The organism is Vreelandella titanicae (genome assembly GCF_014697095.1).
Lineage (GTDB): Bacteria > Pseudomonadota > Gammaproteobacteria > Pseudomonadales > Halomonadaceae > Vreelandella > Vreelandella titanicae.
In genome coordinates, this window is sequence record NZ_CP059082.1 from 4,030,351 (window position 1) to 4,048,402 (window position 18,052).

General features: G+C 56.4%; 14 protein-coding genes and 1 pseudogene. 12 read left to right on the forward strand and 3 right to left on the reverse strand.

Translation table 11 applies throughout. The annotated features are described in order from the left end of the window. Positions 1 to 10: 10 nt before the first annotated feature. From HZS52_RS18650 to HZS52_RS18685, 9 genes and pseudogenes are all read left to right on the forward strand, one after another. On the forward strand, positions 11 to 916 hold the full coding sequence (locus HZS52_RS18650) for a hydroxymethylglutaryl-CoA lyase (protein ID WP_190373371.1): 906 nt from the start codon (positions 11 to 13) through the stop codon (positions 914 to 916). Positions 917 to 1,002: 86 nt separating this feature from the next. Continuing rightward, a complete protein-coding gene (locus HZS52_RS18655; protein WP_190373372.1) occupies positions 1,003 to 2,706 on the forward strand; it encodes an AMP-binding protein in 1,704 nt (567 codons plus the stop codon). A gap of 6 nt (positions 2,707 to 2,712) precedes the next feature. Beyond that, on the forward strand, positions 2,713 to 3,537 hold the full coding sequence (locus tag HZS52_RS18660; protein WP_190373373.1) for a class I SAM-dependent methyltransferase: 825 nt from the start codon (positions 2,713 to 2,715) through the stop codon (positions 3,535 to 3,537). Positions 3,538 to 3,615: 78 nt separating this feature from the next. After that, positions 3,616 to 4,179, forward strand: coding sequence for a porin family protein (locus HZS52_RS18665; RefSeq protein WP_190373374.1), 564 nt, complete (start codon positions 3,616 to 3,618; stop codon positions 4,177 to 4,179). Positions 4,180 to 4,377: 198 nt separating this feature from the next. Continuing rightward, a pseudogene (locus tag HZS52_RS24525) lies at positions 4,378 to 6,372 on the forward strand (type VI secretion system Vgr family protein); the annotation flags it as partial. Between the two features lie 123 nt (positions 6,373 to 6,495). Beyond that, positions 6,496 to 10,188: an RHS repeat-associated core domain-containing protein gene (locus HZS52_RS24530; RefSeq protein ID WP_223828148.1), complete on the forward strand. Its 3,693-nt coding sequence runs from the start codon at positions 6,496 to 6,498 to the stop codon at positions 10,186 to 10,188. 4 nt (positions 10,189 to 10,192) lie between these two features. Next, positions 10,193 to 10,585, forward strand: a complete 393-nt coding sequence (locus HZS52_RS18675) for a DUF5412 family protein (protein WP_022523821.1) — start codon at positions 10,193 to 10,195, stop codon at positions 10,583 to 10,585. A 327-nt stretch (positions 10,586 to 10,912) separates the two neighbouring features. Then, a complete protein-coding gene (locus HZS52_RS24540) occupies positions 10,913 to 11,155 on the forward strand; it encodes a hypothetical protein (protein WP_022523822.1) in 243 nt (80 codons plus the stop codon). A gap of 801 nt (positions 11,156 to 11,956) precedes the next feature. Then, entirely contained in the window at positions 11,957 to 12,160 is a 204-nt protein-coding gene (locus tag HZS52_RS18685) for a hypothetical protein (RefSeq protein WP_190373376.1), read from the forward strand. A gap of 119 nt (positions 12,161 to 12,279) precedes the next feature. On the opposite strand, the gene HZS52_RS18690 is transcribed toward HZS52_RS18685, so the two are convergent. Further along, a complete protein-coding gene (locus HZS52_RS18690; protein ID WP_190373377.1) occupies positions 12,280 to 14,175 on the reverse strand; it encodes a monovalent cation:proton antiporter-2 (CPA2) family protein in 1,896 nt (631 codons plus the stop codon). 97 nt (positions 14,176 to 14,272) lie between these two features. Here HZS52_RS18690 and HZS52_RS18695 point away from each other — a divergent pair, with 97 nt between their 5' ends. The 3 genes from HZS52_RS18695 to HZS52_RS18705 are packed head-to-tail and all read left to right on the forward strand — an operon-like array spanning position 14,273 to position 16,646. Continuing rightward, entirely contained in the window at positions 14,273 to 14,551 is a 279-nt protein-coding gene (locus tag HZS52_RS18695; RefSeq protein WP_027959142.1) for a Trp family transcriptional regulator, read from the forward strand. Continuing rightward, positions 14,548 to 15,969 (forward strand): anthranilate synthase component I family protein, encoded by a 1,422-nt coding sequence (locus HZS52_RS18700; protein WP_141441234.1) that lies wholly within the window; start codon positions 14,548 to 14,550, stop codon positions 15,967 to 15,969. The genes HZS52_RS18695 and HZS52_RS18700 overlap by 4 nt, the downstream gene beginning before the upstream one ends. Continuing rightward, complete coding sequence (locus HZS52_RS18705) at positions 15,966 to 16,646, forward strand: anthranilate synthase component II (protein ID WP_009286448.1); 681 nt, start codon at positions 15,966 to 15,968, stop codon at positions 16,644 to 16,646. The genes HZS52_RS18700 and HZS52_RS18705 overlap by 4 nt, the downstream gene beginning before the upstream one ends. A gap of 18 nt (positions 16,647 to 16,664) precedes the next feature. Here the strand turns inward: HZS52_RS18705 and HZS52_RS18710 are convergent, their stop codons facing one another. Continuing rightward, positions 16,665 to 16,940: a DUF1294 domain-containing protein gene (locus HZS52_RS18710; RefSeq protein WP_022523829.1), complete on the reverse strand. Its 276-nt coding sequence runs from the start codon at positions 16,938 to 16,940 to the stop codon at positions 16,665 to 16,667. Positions 16,941 to 16,966: 26 nt separating this feature from the next. After that, positions 16,967 to 18,046, reverse strand: coding sequence for a 23S rRNA pseudouridine(2604) synthase RluF (gene rluF, locus HZS52_RS18715; protein ID WP_190373378.1), 1,080 nt, complete (start codon positions 18,044 to 18,046; stop codon positions 16,967 to 16,969). Positions 18,047 to 18,052: the final 6 nt, after the last annotated feature.

The window sequence follows — 18,052 nt, forward strand, 5'->3', positions numbered from 1 at the left end:
GTTCACGCTTATGCCACTGCCGACCTCTGTAAAGCTGTTTGAGATGGCCCCCCGGGACGGCCTGCAAAACGAACCGGGGGCCATCGTGCCTACCGCGACTAAAATTGCCCTAGTCGAGCGGCTTGCCAACGCGGGTATCGCGCACATTGAAGCGGCCAGTTTTGTGTCGCCCAAGTGGGTGCCGCAAATGGGTGATGCCGTTGAGGTGATGGCGGGCATTCAGCGCCAACCCGGCGTGGTCTACTCCGCGCTGACACCCAACCTGAAAGGACTGGAAAACTCCCTAACGGTTGGCATTGAGGAGGTGGCGGTCTTTGGTGCAGCGTCTGAAGCCTTTTCGCAGAAGAACATTAACTGCTCCATTGCTGAGTCTCTGACCCGCTTCGAGCCGGTACTGAATCGTGCCCGGGATGCGGGCGTGCGCGTGCGCGGCTACGTCTCCTGCGTATTGGGCTGCCCCTACGAAGGCGAGATTGACCCCAGCAAAGTCGCCGAGGTGGCCAAGGCGCTTTATGAAATGGGCTGCTACGAGGTGTCGCTCGGCGACACCATCGGCGTCGGCACACCCCTGGCCGCCAAACGCATGATTGAAGCCGTTCAGCGGCAGGTGCCGATAGAGTTCCTGGCTGCCCACTTCCATGACACCTACGGCATGGCGCTGGCCAACCTCTACGCGGTAATGGAGGAAGGCGTCAGTGTGATTGATGCGGCGACGGCAGGCCTGGGTGGCTGCCCCTATGCCAAAGGCGCCTCCGGCAATGTGGCCACCGAAGATGTCCTCTACCTGCTTGAAGGGCTAGGCATTGAAACGGGCATCGACCTGCAAGCCGTAATCGATACCGGCTACTGGATCACCCATGAACTAGGCCGTAAGCCCAGCTCCAAGGTGGCCCTGGCAAAAGGCGCTAGCCGTTAAATGAGACGTTAATAATAAAAATTAAAAGTAGCGAATTATCCTCTGCCTTCCCGCTCGGACAAGAAAAAATATCGGAGAGATACACCATGGCATCACCTACCCTTACCCAACCCAGCTACTCCAGCAGCATGGCAGACAAGCCGCTTCTAGGTATGACGATTGGCGATAAATTTGATCAAATCGCGACGCAATATGCTGAAAATGACGCGCTGATCGTACTGCATCAGAACATTCACTGGAGCTATCGCCAGCTCCAGGAAGAGGTCAACCGCTGTGCCCGTGCGCTGCTCTCCATCGGCGTCAATAAAGGCGACCGTGTGGCCATTTGGGCACCCAACTGCAGCGAATGGACATTGACTCAGTTCGCCACTGCCAAAATCGGTGCCATTCTGGTCAACATTAACCCCTCTTACCGCACCCATGAGTTGGAGTACGCGCTGAACCAATCCGGCACGCGTTTTCTGGTCACCGCCAACAGCTTCAAAAGCTCCGACTACAGCGCCATGCTGTTTGAGCTGGCCCCGGAACTCAACACCTGCGCTGAAGGCCAGCTAAAGTCGACTAAACTGCCCGACCTTGAGTGTATTATCAATTTAAGCAGCGAAAAGCTCAGCGGCATGTGGCGCTGGTCTGACCTAATGCAAGAAGCCAGCAAGGTTAGCCAAACCGACGTTGACGACCTACAGGCCACGCTGCAGTTCGACGACGCCATCAATATCCAGTACACCTCCGGCACCACCGGCTTTCCCAAAGGAGCCACACTCTCCCACCATAATATTCTCAACAACGGCTTTTTTGTGGCGGAAAGCATGGGGTTTACCAGCGAAGACCGCCTAGTGATTCCGGTGCCGCTCTACCACTGCTTTGGCATGGTGATGGGCAACCTGGGCTGCATGACCCACGGCGCCACTATGATCTATCCGGATGAGGGCTTTGATCCCGGCAAAGTGTTAAAGGCAGTACACGAGCAGAAAGCCACCGCGCTTTACGGCGTGCCGACCATGTTTATCGCCGAGTTGGATCACCCTGATTTTCCTGGCACCGACCTCTCTTCCCTGCGCACCGGCATAATGGCGGGCTCGATCTGCCCCGCTGAAATCATGAAGCAGGTCATCAATAAGATGAATATGAAGGGCGTGCAGATCGCCTACGGTATGACCGAAACCAGCCCGGTATCCACTCAAACGGGTGCCAACGACAGCATTGAAAAACGCGTATCCACCGTAGGCCGAACCCAGCCTCACTTAGAGAACAAAATTGTCGACCCAGGCAACGGCGGCATTCTGCCCCGGGGAGAAATAGGAGAGCTGTGTACCCGCGGCTACAGCGTGATGCTGAAGTACTGGAACAACGACAAAGCCACCGCTGAAGCCATCGATGAAGCGGGCTGGATGCACACAGGCGACCTGGCCACCATGGATGAGGAGGGCTACATCCAGATCGTGGGCCGTATTAAAGATATGGTGATTCGCGGCGGTGAGAACGTCTATCCCAAAGAGATCGAAGAGTTCTTATACGCCCACCCGGCGATCTCCGAAGTTCAGGTCACCGGCGTGCCGGATAAGAAGTATGGTGAAGAGCTGATCGCCTGGGTGAAACTCAACAGCACCGCGGGTGAGGTGACCGGCGAAGAGCTGCGCGAGTACTGCAAAGGCAAGATCACCCACTTTAAAATTCCGCGCTACTTCAAGTTCGTGGATGAGTTCCCGATGACCGTCACCGGCAAGATTCAGAAATTCAAGATGCGCGAAATTTCTATCCAAGAGCTCGGTTTGGATCAAGAGTCATAACACGCAATGACCAACGCCAACCGTTTAGCAGGTCACTATCAGCGCGCCCTGCGCGCTGATGAAGTACTGGCGCAGATTGATGCCCACTTCCCCGCTGGCCCCACGCTGCATCAACTGGCTCCTTTGGATCAGCTGCATATTGGCGGCGTGGCGGCATCAGCCCGTTTACTTGAACGACTAGACCCTACAACGCATTTAAACGTACTGGATGTCGGCGCGGGGCTGGGCGGCTTGATGCGTCAGGGCGCGGCGTTGGGCTTTCGAATGACCGGGCTGGATATTACCCATGGCTTCAGCGTGCTAAACAGAGCGCTTTGCTCGCGAGTTAACCAACCTGACGCACCACCACTTGCCTGGGTAACCGGTGATGCGGCCGCACTGCCGTTTGCCGATAACAGCTTTGATGCCGTACTGTTTCAACATAGTCTGCTAAATATGCCCGATGCTACCAGGGTTATCGCACAGAGCCGCCGAGTTCTGCGCCCTGGTGGGCAGCTAGTCATGCATGAGGTGGTCAGTGGCCCCAACGTGGCGCACCTTCGCTACCCTGTTCCGTGGGCAGCCAATTCCGAGCACTCCCATTTACTTAACCTGTCTGAGCTGACTCGGCTGCTTGAAACCGGCGGCTTTCAACTTGAACACGTGGACGACTGGAGTGAAATGGCCTTGGCGTGGCGCCAGCGCCAGCGGCAAAAAGAGCAGACACCCCGGCAAGCGGTGCTGTCCCCCCAGTGGGTATTTGGTGAGCGCTTTATCACTATGGGTAAAAATTTAGTCGATAACCTAGCCCAGGGTGCAATTAAAGTGGTGGAAATCCAAGCCAGTTGCTAATCTGAATAGAATTGCTTTTTCCTCTCTACCCATGGCTATACGACAACACTTGGGTATGTACCGATAGGTGTAAGAGAAATGCCAATCAAACGCTTGGCAAGCACCCTGCTCTGCTGCTCCGTTCCCTGGTTTAGCAGCTACGCCGACGACACTCCGCCGGTGATGGCCTATACCGCCCCTAATAGCGAACTCATGCAGCTGGATAACGGCGTTATCTTAGAAGGCAGTGACCTTCAAAGCCTTGATAACTATACCAGCGGTTTTCGGGTCACCGCAGGCTACAGCCCCTGGCGCCTCCCCCAAATCGATATTGGCGCTGAAATTGCCTACCGGGAAAGCGAAGAGATCTCCACTTCCTCCGGTGTTAACCCGCTCATCATGGATACACTCAGTTTGGGTGGCGCCATTGTTGCCGGAGTTCGCATGGGCGCCTTTAGCGTCTATGCGAAGTCCGGCATCACAGAATGGCGTGGTGAAAGCGACCTGGAAGGCGCCGATGAAAGCGGTACTGCATTGCTGCAAGGTTTCGGCGCCACGGTGACGATCAACCGACTCGTCAGTCGCCTAGAGTATGAACGCATCGACGCTCCAACCCTCAGCCACCTCAATATGCTAAGTGCCTCATTGCATCTTCCGTTCTAACGCCCAACCTAAATTAATTTAAATTCGCTTTTCTCTGATTACCCATCGATTTGTAAGATATGGCTTAAAATTTTGTAAGCCATTTCTTACAAGCGTGTAAGCCATTAACGCTTCGTGCCCTCAAGGGGTTGCGCTTCAACTCTGCCTCGCTATTCTGACCGCTTCTCATTAGCAGTTAATGATCCAAGGAGCGGAGCGATGGCGGACAAAACGGGCCTGCAATTTACCCTGACCCTACCCGGGGCCGATGACACCGCCGTGGTGCGCTTTACCCATCGTGAGGCGCTGTCTGAGCCGTTTTCGCTCTCGGTTGAGTTTGCCAGCCGCACCCACGACCTGTCGCCCAGCGACTGTTTGGATCAAGAGGCCACGCTGACCATCTGGCAGGACGGCGAGCCGCTACGTCGTGTCCATGGCGTGATTTCAGAGCTACACCGCGGCGACCGGGGACACCGGCGCAGCTTCTACCGTGTCGAGATTCGTCCCGCGCTGTGGCGGTTATCGCTGCGCCATAATTCGCGTATCTTTCAGGATACGTCCCCCTATGACGCCATCACCACCCTCGCTAATGAGCGTAGCCTCACCGATATCGGCTTTGCCACCACCCGCACGCCCCTTGATCGGGAGTTTCTGGTTCAGTACCGCGAGACCGATCTGGCCTTTATCGAGCGTTTAGCCGCCGAAGAGGGCTGCTTCTATTTTCATGAATTTGAAAATGCCGAAGGTGGTAAACACCAGCTGGTGTTTGCCGATGCCACGGTGGTGCTGCCCAGCGTGGGCGAGCGCACCTACCACAGTCGCGCCGGAGGTACACCGCCCCGACGCCACCTGCGTAAATTGCGACAGGCCAACCGCGTGCGCCCCGCCTCGGCGATGCTCAAGGACTACACCTTTAAAAACCCGCCCTACGCGCAGATCCACGAGCACCTCGCTCCCAACTTGGGCGAACACGCCCAGCGGGAGGATTACGAACACTTTGACTACCCCGGCCGCTACAAGAAGGACGCCTCCGGCAAGCCCTTTACCCGCCACCGCTTAGAGTCCTTGCGCGCCGACGCCACCACCGCCGAAGCGGAGAGTGACCTGCCTGAGCTCGCCCCCGGCGTCTGCTTTACCCTCACCGACCACGATATCGATAGCCTTAACCAAGCATGGCAGGTGGTCTCAGTGATCCACCACGGCGAGCAGCCCCAGGCCCTGGAAGAGGACGGTATGGCCCGGGGAAATAACGGGAGCAGTGCCCAGTCAGGCGAGCTGATGACCCGCTACCACAATGACGTGGTGATCATGCCGAAGGATCAGACCTTCCGCCCGGTGCCTAATCCTAAACCTCGCGTTGACGGCCCCCAGGTGGCCTTTGTGGTCGGCCCCGAAGGCGAAGAGATCTACTGCGACGAACACGGCCGGGTCAAGGTACAGTTCCCCTGGGATCGTTATGCTGATCCTGATGAGACCGCCAGCTGTTGGATACGGGTCGCCCAGGGTTGGGCAGGCGGCGGCTACGGCAGCATGGCGATCCCGCGGATCGGCCATGAGGTCATTGTCTCGTTTTTAGAGGGCGACCCCGATCAGCCGCTGGTCACCGGGCGCACCTATCACGCAGTGAATACCCCGCCCTACCCGCTGCCGGAGCACAAGACCCGAACGGTGATCCGCACCCAAAGCCACAAATCGGAAGGCTTTAACGAACTGCGCTTCGAGGATGCCACCGGCGAAGAGCAGATCTGGCTCCACGCCCAGAAAGACCTGGAGCTGCTGACCCTTAACGACCGCACCGAGGAGATCCGCCGGGACCGCCACCTCAAGCTGCACCGCAACCGCTTGAGCGAAATCCATAACGACGATCACCTGACGGTACACGGCAAACGCTACACCCAGATCAAGGGCGATGACCACCTTCAGGTCGATCAGACCCGCCATGAGGTCTACGGTGAAGCCCAACTGGTCGAGACCGGCCGTGAGCTGCACCACAAAGCGGGCAGCCAGATCGTGTTGGAAGCGGGTAGCGAGATCACCCTTAAAGCCGGGGGCAGCTTTATCAAGCTCGACCCCGGCGGGGTGACCATTGTCGGCCCCCAGGTCAAGATCAACTCCGGCGGTCGCCCCGGGCGCGGCCAGGGCCACGCCATTGTGCTGCCCCGCTTACCCTTTGAGGCCGAGCCTGAGGAGAGCGAGGACGTTACCCTCGAACCGCACCAGACCCCACTGCTCAGCAGCGACATCACCGCCGCGACCCCGTTAGCGTTAGACGATATCGACATCACCGATGGCCTGGCCGACGACTGCAGTGCCTGCCAACCGGCGGTGGGTAGCCCGGTGAACCCGCTGCTGGGCGCCAAGCTGCTGCCCGCCGAGACCGATTTTGCACTCCCCGCGCCACGGCCGTTTGTGTTTAGCCGTGGTTACCTCTCCAGCAACGCACAAATAGGCGCCCTGGGTCAGGGCTGGTCGCTACCCGGCGAGTCGCTGGCCATTACCCTCAATGACAACGCCTGTATTGTTCACGATGCCCAGGGCCGAGCAATTACCTTTGGCGCACTGGCCCCCGGTCAGGCGCGCTTCTCGCCCACCGAGCAGCTGTGGATCCGTCGTGGGGGCGCCTCGGCTAATGAAGAGAGCAACGCGCCCCGCTGGCAAGCGTTAGACGAGACGCTGCGAAGTGATCCTGAGCGTATCGTGTTAAGCGATGCCAGCGGGCTTTACTATGTGTTTGCTAACCCAGGCGATAGTTCTTCAGACAATAGCGCCCGCTGGCCCTTAATCGAAGAGCGTGACCGCAACGGCTACACCACCCAGTACCGCTGGGAGGGTGATCTGTTGGTGCAGGTGATCGACAGCGCCCAGCGCCACTACCAGCTGGTTTACGATGGCCTGTTACCCGCCATGCAGGACGATAACGGGCAACGTTTAACCGGCGTTAAGCTGGTGCAAGCCCACGACGGCGAAGCAGCGGACGAGTGGCTGGTGCGCTACTCCTATAGTCCCGCCGGTGACCTGATTGCGGTGCGCCACCGCCACGGCGAGGTGGTGCGTGAGTTCGAGTGGCAGGATCACATGCTCACCGCCCACCGGGTACCCGGGGGCATGGAAGCCCACTACACCTGGGATCGCCACGCCCCGGATGGCCGGGTGGTGGGCCAGCAGGAAGCCGGCGGTTTAGCGCGGACGTACAGCTACCAAGTGGATCACACCCTGGTCACCGACAGCCTGGGCCGGGAGGAGCGCTACCACTTTGTGGGCAGTGGCCCCGGCCGCCGCTGGACGGCCCACACCCGCGCCGACGGCTCGCGCATCGAGTTCCGCTATGACCGTGCGGGTCTCAAGGTAGCCACCGTGGATCCGTTGGGCCGCGAGACGCTGATCGAGCGCGATGACCACGGTCAGGTGATTGCCCAGGTAGCACCGGACGGCACCCGCTGGGTCATTGAGAGGGACGACCTGGGCCAGCCGGTGAGTATTGAAGGGCCTGAGGATCAAACGTGGCAAATAACGCGCAACGAACGGGGGCTTCCAGTGGAAGTCACTGGGCCGGAGGGCACCACCGCCTTCGCCTATGACCAAGCCGACCTGCCCGACCGCCCCACGACCATTACCGATGCGGTTGGGGCGTCCCACCAGCGGGAGTGGAACGCCCTGGGTCAGGTCACTGCCCAGATCGACTGCTCCCAGCAGCGTACCGAGTACGCCTACGACCGAAACGGCTACTTGGCCAGCGTCACCAACGCCCTGGGGGAAACCACCCGCACCCAGCACGACAAGATGGGTCGGCGACTCGCCACCCAGCTCCCTGACGGGCTCTACTGGCACCACCATGTGGATGCGCTTGGGCGCCTAGTGGAGCTGGAAGGCCCCCAAGGTTTTCGTCAGCAGTTCTTCTTTGATGACCACGGCCGCCCGGTGCAGCGCATCGAGGCCGACGGCAGCCAGCAGTTTACCGCTTACGATGACATTGGCCGCTTGAGCGAACTAACCCTGGGCAACGGCGCGGTCTACCGCTTTGCTTATGACGAGATGGATCGCTTAGCCAGCGAGACCGGCCCCGATGGCCGGGAACAGCAGTACCGCTACGATGACGCAGGGCGCTTGATCGAGCGCATTGAGGCCAACCGCACAGGCCCCGACGGCCAGCCGCTGGTCACCCGTTACGACTACGACGAAGCCGGTCGCCTCACCGCCCGACACCTGCCCGCCACGGAACACGCCCCGGCCAGCAGTGAAAAATATCAGTGGGGCAGCAATGGCCAACTGGTCAGCGTCACCAATGACCACGGTGAAGTCACATTCAGCTACGACAAAGCCCAGCGGTTAATCGGCGAACAACAGCAGCACAGCGCAAACGTCGAAGGTCACGGTTGGACATGGCAACATCAGCACACGCTCACCGCCACCGGCGCGCCTCAGGCAAGCCAGTTTGGGGATCTCCCCGCGCTAAACTGGCATACCTATGGCAGCGGCCACCTGCACGGCCTAAGCGCCCCCGGCCTGGATCTGGAGATCGCCCTAGAACCTGATGCCCTGCACCGGGAAACCCAGCGCCGCCTAAGCGGTAGTGAGCAATCACAGCCGCTGATTTTAGAACGCGGTTACACCCACCTCGGCCAGTTAGACCACCTTACCCTGCGCGGTGCCAACAGCACCGCCAGCGAGCAGCAGTACCAATACGACGCCCTGGGGCGGATGAGCTTCCGGGCGCTGCAAGGCGATCAAGCATCAAAAGTCATCGCCTACAGCTACGACGCCGCAGGTCGCTTAATCGGCAGCCAGCACGGTGACCACGCCCACCGCTACAGCGTGGACGCAGCGGGTAACCGGTTAGAGTCTCAAGATAATCTGCCTGATAACCGCCTCACGCAGCTCAACGGGGCGCGCTACCGCTACGACGGCGCAGGCAACCTGATCGAACGCCAACAGCCCAACGGCGAACGCCTAACCCTGGGCTACGATGGCGCCAACCGCTTGGTGCATCTCATCCACGCCAGCGATTTAGGCTACACCCGCGAAGCCACCTATCGTTACGACGGCCTAGGCAGACGCATCAGCAAAACCGTGCGCGACACCAACGGCACCACGGCCACCACCCACTACGGTTGGGACGGTGATCGCATTGTGCGCGAAGAGACCGACAATCAGCGCACTACGGTGGTCTACGAGCCGGGCAGTTTTGTTCCCATGCTGCGTATTGATGACACCCAGCAAGGCCAGGTACTCAGCGCCTACATCACCGACGCCTTGGGTACGCCGATGCAACTGGTCACCCCCAGCGGCCAACCCCGCTGGCTCGCCGAACCGGACGACTGGGCCGCGGTCAAAAACCAACGCGCCGTACGCAACGTCACCCAACCAATCCGGTTCCAGGGCCAATGGCACGACGAAGAGAGTGGCCTCTACTACAACCGCCACCGCTACTACGACCCGCAGCAAGGCAGGTATATCAGCCAGGATCCGATTGGTCTTAACGGTGGCACTAACTTGTATGGGTATGTGACCAACCCGACAGGGATGGTGGATCCGCTGGGGCTGAGTGGTTTTTTAGGTGCTGACTTTAGCGATCTTATGGGCTCTACCACATCCTGCCCCCAAGAGGGTGAACTTGGTAACTGCAAAAAATGGCCTCCACTCGCGCCCTCAGGCGCTGACATCGACAGTAATATAGCAAATGCAAGTGATAAATGGAGTCCGTGGTGGTTTAGGAATCAAGTGAAAAATGGAGGGCCCTGGGATTACAAGCAGCAAGGTAGTGATTATGAAGACTTCGGCAATTTTAACTATGGCGCTACTGGGGCAGCTTTTGGCTTTCCTGATACAATCCTCTTGAATGAAGCAGGTCGAGCGCAGCAAGCTGCGGGAACTTCTTTACCCTCCTGGGGTAGCCCAGGGCCTAGCTTATTCCCCTTTCTCGGCACAGCTCCTTTTGGCGATGATCCGCAAGATCAGTACTGGATTAAGGAAGGAATAGATTTTTATCGTAATAGAGAACAGTGGAACACTCCTATTCAACTCGGACCATGATGAGATGAAAGTTTTGAAGATAATAATCATTGGTAGTAGTTTTGTTTTACTCGCTCTTTTAGGTATTGTGGTGTGGTTTTTTTTCAGTGGAGGTATTTTTTCAGATTGTGAAACACATGAAATTTCCCGCAGTAAATCTCCGAGCGGTAAATATGAAGCCATGGTTTATATCAAAGGCTGTGGAGCAACGACACCATCTGCGACGATAGTAGCACTTAGACAAGATGAAAAGGTTAGCGCCTTCGAAGATATTTTCATTATAGAGGCTGCTGTATCTATAGATTTTGAATGGACAGGCCCCGACCAATTAAAGATTTTCTCACCCAAAATTATAACTAATGCAGATATATTTAGAAAAGAAATGAATTGGCAAACAGTGTCTATTGAATATCAATAGAAGTGGGCAGCCAATTGGCTTTCTTTAGGCAGGGAAGAGCAGTACCATGACGATACCCTGAGTCGGATGAGCTTCCGTGCACTGTAAGGCGATCAAGCATCAAAAGTCATCGCCTGCAGCTACGACGCCGCCGGGCGTCTAATCGGCAGCCAGCATGGTGACCACGCCCACCGCTACAGTGTGGCGCGGCCGGTAATCGGTTAGAAGGCCAACAGGCCCTTTCTGATAATAGCCTGGGACAGATAAACGGTACCCGCTACCGCTACGACGGGGCCGGTAACCTGATCGAACGCCAACAGCCCAACGGCGAACGTTTAACCCTGGGCTATGACGGCGCGCATCGCCTACCACGCCAGCGAACTGGGGGCTACCCGCGAAGCCACCTACCGCTACGACGGCCTGGGAAGACGCATCAGCAAAACCGTGCGCCACACCAACGGCACCACCCACTACGGTTGGGACGGTGATCGCATCGTGCGCGAAGATACGGACAATCAGCGCACCACCGTGGTCTACGAGCCGGGCAGTTTTGTGCCCATGCTGCGTATTGATGTCACCCAGCAAGGCTAGGTACTCAGCGCCTACGTCACCGACGCCCTGGGTACGCCGATGCAGTCAGCCACCCCCAACGCCAACCCCGATGGCTCGCCGAACCCGACGACTGGGCCGCGGTCAAAAACCAACGCGCCGTGCGCAACGTCACCCAACCGATCCGCCTCCAGGGCCAGTGGCGCGACGAAGAAAGCGGTATCTACTACGACCCACAGTAAGGCAGATGCATCAGCCAGGATCCGATCAGCCTCAACGGCGGCACGAACTTGTGTGGTTATGTAAATAATCCGACGGGGATGGTGGATCCGCAGGGGTTAGTGGCCCAAGTATGCGCGGTACCAGGCCCCACGATGGCAGCTTGTGTTTCAGCTGGACAATGGCTTTTAGGTGCATTGGGAATAGGGGCCACTGCGACTGCAGTATCTACCATCTCTAGCCCTACAAATGATACGTTTCAAACACGCCCTGGCGCATATACTGGCACTCATTCAAGTACAGAAGAAATAATGCACCGCGGAAGAATTCAGGCACAAGGTGGTGGCCTAGAGGCGTCAGTTGCTTGGTCACAAATGAGCTCTCCCAGTTCAGCAGAAGAGCTATTGATGCTTGATGAGAGGCAAACACAGTTGACAAAAATGTAAATACGAAAGCGAGCTAGAGATTTTAATCAGGCAGAACGCTTTATCAATAACGCAGGAAATGCTGGCGGTGTTATGGCCCCCGTTTCTAGAAGTTTCCCTCGGGGTAATGCTATTCGTGTTGATATAGAAGTCATTACGGGTGAAGCATTTGTTCCATAAAAGATTACTGAGGCTAAATATGATGATTTTCGAAGTTTGGGAAGATGAGGACGGCACGACGCTGTCTACTGTAAATAATATAGCCGAATTAAAAAAGAAAGTGCTGCTTTCTCAGAATGCGAAGCTACTATATAGAATAGAGGCTGATAGTTATGAAGAAGCAATGATTAAATACCATCATAAAATGGGTTGGGAACGATACAAACCTATGAAAGAAGAATAATATTGGCAGCAGTTCATCGCGTTTGATCACCACTTAATCTATGTAATGATGCGGTTTACGGTGGAGGGGAGCTAATAAATCAGCGCACCACAGCAAACCGCCATTATTTACGTCATTACCTATGCATTGTGCTCCTGATCAACTTCAGGCGGTGTCCAAATAGGCACATCTTGCCGCTGGGGTTCGGGCCAATCCTGCTTCATTGCGCTGTTCAACGACTCTTCCAGCTTCATAAATAGTTCGCCGTAGCGGGGGCTGAAGCTGATGCCCTCTTCGATCTCTTTCCAGGCTTCAAACAGTTCATCTTCGTGGGCATCTTCGTTCTGTACAAAGGCCCAAGTCATCTGCTTAGCTCGCATAGGGTGCACGCCCATGGCAGTCAGTGCGTGCCCACCCAACTCCAGCGCTGAATGATAGGTTTCACTGATAACGTCGTCGGCCCCTGCATCACGTAGTTGATAGCCATGACCACGGTCGAACGCACGGGCCAGCACCCACACTTGGGGGTAAGCATGCTTCACATGCTTAACCATCTGCACGGCACGCTCACGATCGTCTAACGCGATAACTAGTAACCTAGCGTGCTCAATCCCTGCGGTCTCAAGCAAGTCGGAGCGGCTGGCGTCACCAAAGTAGCTTTTGATATTAATTTTGCGCAGATTCTCGATCTGCTCAATCTCCAGATCCAGCGCCACGATGGGGATATTATTGGCGCGCAGCAAGCGGCAGATTATTTGTCCAAACCGCCCTACCCCCGCAACGATAACCGGTGCCTGCTCCTCAATAGCATCGGCTTCGCGATCATCGTTTTTAGCGATAAGGTAGCGCGGCAGCACCAGCCGGTCATAGGCAATAAATAGCAACGGCGTTAAGAACATCGATAGCGCCACGACTAACGAAAGCACCTGGGAGATATCGGTAGGAATCACGCTGTTTTGAACGCTGTAGGTCAGCAGCACAAAGCCAAACTCACCGGCTTGGGCAAGGCTTAAAGTAAACAGCCAGCCGTTGCTACCAGGCACTCGAAATAGCAGCGCCAAACCCAACAGAATCACACCTTTAACAACGATAACCGCCACGCCTAGCGATAGCACCGTGCCCCACTCCGCTGCTAACACCGAGAAGTTGATGCCCGCCCCTACGGTAATAAAGAACAGCCCCAGTAGTAGTCCTTTGAAGGGCTCAATATTGGCTTCCAGCTCGTGCTTAAATTCACTGTTGGCGAGCACCACTCCTGCCAGGAAGGCACCCAGTGCGGGAGATAAATTGACCACACTCATCAGGGCGGCGATGCCAATCACCAGCATCAGCGCAGTAGCGGTAAATACTTCACGCAGGCCAGAGCCAATCACATAGCGAAACAGCAGTGGCATTAAGTAGTAGCCGCCGGCGATGACACTCACGATGGCACCCACGACCACTAAGGCGTGCGCCCAGCCCGGCAAGTGCGCTACCAGGCTTAAGCTGGCATGACCGTCATCACCGCCCGCCCCCATCAACTCAGGCAGCGCCAGAAGCGGGATCAGCGCCAGCATGGGGATCACCGCAATATCCTGAAACAACAGCACCGAGAAAGCGCTGCGCCCGCCCTCGGTTTTGGCGAGCCCCTTTTCATTCAGTGTTTGCAGCACAATCGCCGTAGAAGAGAGCGCAAAAATCAGCCCCACCGCCAGAGCGGTTTGCCACACAAGCCCCAGCCACCAGGCAATAGCGGTGCCAGCTGCGGCGGTTAGCACGACCTGAAGCCCACCCAGACCGATCAGCCGAACCCGCATTGCCCACAGCCCTTTGGGGTCAAGCTCCATGCCCACCAAAAACAGCATCATCACTACGCCAAACTCGGCAAAGTGCTGAATGGTGGTAGTCTCCTGCCCCACCAGCCCAAGGATTGGCCCAATCACTACCCCGGCGACCAAGTAACCCAGTACCGACCCCAGGCCAAAACGCTTGGCAAGAGGCACGGCGATCACCGCGGCAACAAGATAAATAAAGGCTTGAATGAAATAACTGGTCATCGGGGCTCCTTAAATTGACAGGCGCTACTTGACTTCCCAGAGCAATCAGGTAGCGTACTAGTACGTTAGTACATCACTAATTACTCGGTAGCGAACTATGCCTTCAAACGGTCACTATCAGGCTGAGCTAATCGACCACCTACTCTCCATTGATTCACCTGAAGCAATGGATCGAGCGCTGGCGAGCCTGCTAACGCCTGCAGAGTACCAAGAAATCAGTAAACGCCTACAGATTTTTAAACTGCTGCGTGAAGGCGTGCCCCACCGCAAAATTGCCGAAACCCTGGGCGTGGGCATCGCTACGGTTTCGCGGGGTTCCCGCGCGCTGACCACGTTACCCTCTTCAAGCCCTTCTTCACGGAATGATGCATCATGACCACTGCCAATACACATGCCTCACCAGGCCCGCAGCCTTTTACGCTGCCGCGCAAACCTCACTATGTGACCTTGGCGGCGGACTGCGACTTCTTTGCCCTGTTTCAGAAAATCGAGCGTCGGTTTGATACCTGCTACATGCTTGAGTCTCTGGGTGAAGATAGCCATATGGCGCGCCACTCGATTATCGGCTTCGACCCCGAGTACACGCTCTACGCCAACGGCAACACACTGACCATTGAAGAACGTGGCGGCAATGCCAACCACTACACTAGCGACAACCCCTACGAACTGCTGCGCAGCCTGATTCCGCAGAATATTATTTCCCGCAAGTACGCCGGAGGGTTAAGCGGTTACCTTGGTTACGATGCCATGCAGTATTTCGAGCCATCGCTTACGTTAAAAGCCAGCGATGATTTCGACACCTTCCGTTTCGGGCTTTACAAAGATGGCCTGATCCTCGACAAGATGACCGGAGAAGTCACCTACTTCTATTACGACAACAGCCGCTACGAATTTCTACAGACGTTAATTGATGCAGACGATGAGCCGGCAGGCCCGCTGAAAATCACCGCCTTAGGCGACACCATGAGCCAGGCAGAACACGCCGAGGCGGTGGCCAAGGTGAAACAGGATATTATCGACGGCAAAGTGTTCCAGTGCGAAGTTGGCTTTAAAAAACGCTTCAGTATTAAAGGCGACGCCCTGGCGCTGTATGACCAGCTACGCACCATCAACCCGTCGCCGCAAATGTACTACGTCAAATTTGGCGAACAAAAGCTAATTGGCGCAAGCCCAGAGCTTTTATTTCGGCTGCGCCAGGGCGAGATGGAGACCTTTCCGCTGGCGGGTACCACCACCCGGGGTCAGACGCCCCAAGAAGATACCCAGCTCGCCCGCGCGCTGCTTAACGATCCCAAAGAGATCGCCGAGCACAATATGATCGTGGATCTACACCGCAACGATATTGGCCGGGTAGCGCAGTTTGGCACGGTGAAAGTGCGCAGTTTGATGGATATCAAACGCTTTAGCCACGTGCAGCATATCTCCAGCGAGATCGTCGGCATCATCGCCGAAGGCGAAGATATGTTTACCGCGCTGGCCAGCAACTTCCCCGCGGGCACCCTCACCGGCGCACCCAAAATCGAGGCGATGAAAATCATCGACGATCTGGAAACCGACGGGCGCGGCCCCTACGGAGGCGCAGTGGGTCAGTTCTCGTTCAACGGGGACTGTACCTTTGCGATTCCGATTCGTACCGTGTTTGTGAATGGTGAGCGTGCCTACGTGCAAACCTGCGGTGGCAATGTGTTTGATAGCAATGCCGCCGATGAGTATGAGGAGATCCGCCGCAAGTTTGCCGGTACTCGCAAAGCCCTTACCCCTTTTATGGAGACGGACATGGAGAGCCCAGCATGAAGGTACTTATCATCGATAATTACGACTCCTTCACCTATAACCTCTACCAGTTTATTGGTGAGATTCTAACCACAGAGAAGAATCGCGGCGGGCTGGCCAATTTTGAGATTATCGTTAAGCGCAACAATCAGATCGATTACGGCGCCATCGAAGCCATGGCCCCGGAGCGTATTATCATCTCCCCCGGCCCCGGCTCGCCGGATGACCCGCGCTACTTTGGTGTATGCGCTGAAGTGATCGAGAAACTGGGCAAGACCACACCGCTGCTGGGAGTGTGCCTGGGTATGCAGGGCATTGTGCACGTATTTGGCGGCAAGGTGGTGAAAGCTCCGCTACCGATGCATGGCAAGATCAGCCCGATCAACCACAATAACGCATCGGTGTTTAACGGCGTGCCCGACCAGCTTGAAGTGATGCGCTACCACTCGCTAATTGCCGATGCGATCACCCTGCCCGAGTGCCTGGAAGTGACCGCCACCGTAGGCGCACTTGCAGCCGATAGCTTTGAGCAGCGCAGCCGTTGGCTGGCACTGGGTGAATTCGAACTGATGGGGGTTAAACATCGGGAGTACCCGATTCACGGCATCCAGTTTCACCCAGAATCGTTTGCCACCGAAGGCGGCAAAGAGCTGATCGCTAATTTTCTTTTCGCGCACGGCAATCACGCCAGAGCGTAGGCACCAAGTATAGGGTGGCTAAATGAGACTCAATGAAACCGTTAGCCACCCTAGACAGGCCAGATTTACGACAACCGTCAGCCAGAACGTAACTTGAAAGGCGGTTTTCTGGGTTTTATGCCTCAGCTGCTGTTGGGCCAGTAGCGCACCCGGCCAGCCACCCACTACCCCAAGCAGATGTAGCGACTTTTCACTCACCCGACGGCGGTTTTTAATAGCCGCCTTTTTGTCGATAGCGTAAGTGATATAAGCGATAACGCTCACTACAGCGTAAAAGGCGACGATTGGGATCACAGTGAAGACTCTTGAATGATGGGGAGTTACTTGCGCCGCTGGGAAGGCTTTCCGACCGCCGCTGGCTTACCGCGGCCTTTACCAACGGGCTTACCTTTAGCTCCAGGCTTGCTTTTAGCACCAAGCTTGCCGGGGGCTTTGCTGCCCTTGGAGTGCGGCTTGCCTAACGTACTGCCTTTCGGGCCGGTACCTGTTTTTCCACTGACTTTTCCGCTGGCGGCTTTTTTACCCTTGACGGGTGGTTTAGCCCCGGCGGCTTTGGCACCAGCCGCCTTCGCGCCTGCTTTGGCCGGGCGCCCTTTTGCGGAAGGCGGTTTTGCCTTTCCTGCGCCTGAGCTGTAGTTGGGCCTTTCCGGTTTAGCTTTACTTTTCTTTTCTGGTGCCGCCTCTGAGCGTTCGGTCAGCGCGATAATGGTATCGATCTCTTTGGCAGTGAGATCGCGCCAGTCGCCCAGGGCTAAGCCTTTTAGCGGCACATTCATAATGCGCGTGCGAATAAGCTGGGTAACCTCGTAGCCGAAGTATTCACACATACGACGAATTTGCCGATTGAGCCCCTGCACCAAGGTAATAGTGAACACAAAGGTGGACTTTTTTTGTACCTTGCAGCGCTTGGTCACCTTGCCAAGAATCGGCACGCCGCTCTGCATGCCGTCAATGAACTCGTCGGTGATCGGTTTGTTCACCGTCACCTGGTACTCTTTTTCGTGGTTGTTATTGGCGCGCAGAATCTTATTAACCAAATCGCCGTTATTGGTTAAAAAAATCAGCCCTTGGGAGTCTTTATCGAGCCGCCCAATGGGAAAAATACGCACGCCATGCTTCACAAACTCAACGATATTGTCCTTTTCGCTGGACTCGGTGGTACTGACAATGCCCACCGGTTTGTTCAGCGCGATCAGCACCAGATCCTCCTCTTCCTGAGGCTCAATCTCCTGACCGTTTACTTTAACCAAGTCACCCGCCACCACTTGATCACCGGTGGTCGCGCGGCGACCGTTTATCCACACGTTGCCCTGCTCCACAAAGCGGTCGGCTTCACGGCGAGAGCACATCCCGCTCTCGCTAATATATTTATTGATACGGGTAGATTTTCGAAACGACATAAAACG

Bases quoted from the DNA above. Each gene is read 5' to 3' on its own strand.
- HZS52_RS18650 (WP_190373371.1), top strand. From the start codon at position 11: ATGCCACTGCCGACCTCTGTAAAGCTGTTTGAGATGGCCCCCCGGGAC.
- HZS52_RS18655 (WP_190373372.1), top strand. From the start codon at position 1,003: ATGGCATCACCTACCCTTACCCAACCCAGCTACTCCAGCAGCATGGCA.
- HZS52_RS18660 (WP_190373373.1), top strand. From the start codon at position 2,713: ATGACCAACGCCAACCGTTTAGCAGGTCACTATCAGCGCGCCCTGCGC.
- HZS52_RS18665 (WP_190373374.1), top strand. From the start codon at position 3,616: ATGCCAATCAAACGCTTGGCAAGCACCCTGCTCTGCTGCTCCGTTCCC.
- HZS52_RS18675 (WP_022523821.1), top strand. From the start codon at position 10,193: ATGAAAGTTTTGAAGATAATAATCATTGGTAGTAGTTTTGTTTTACTC.
- HZS52_RS24540 (WP_022523822.1), top strand. From the start codon at position 10,913: ATGACGGCGCGCATCGCCTACCACGCCAGCGAACTGGGGGCTACCCGC.
- HZS52_RS18685 (WP_190373376.1), top strand. From the start codon at position 11,957: ATGATGATTTTCGAAGTTTGGGAAGATGAGGACGGCACGACGCTGTCT.
- HZS52_RS18690 (WP_190373377.1), bottom strand. From the start codon at position 14,175: ATGACCAGTTATTTCATTCAAGCCTTTATTTATCTTGTTGCCGCGGTG.
- HZS52_RS18695 (WP_027959142.1), top strand. From the start codon at position 14,273: ATGCCTTCAAACGGTCACTATCAGGCTGAGCTAATCGACCACCTACTC.
- HZS52_RS18700 (WP_141441234.1), top strand. From the start codon at position 14,548: ATGACCACTGCCAATACACATGCCTCACCAGGCCCGCAGCCTTTTACG.
- HZS52_RS18705 (WP_009286448.1), top strand. From the start codon at position 15,966: ATGAAGGTACTTATCATCGATAATTACGACTCCTTCACCTATAACCTC.
- rluF (WP_190373378.1), bottom strand. From the start codon at position 18,046: ATGTCGTTTCGAAAATCTACCCGTATCAATAAATATATTAGCGAGAGC.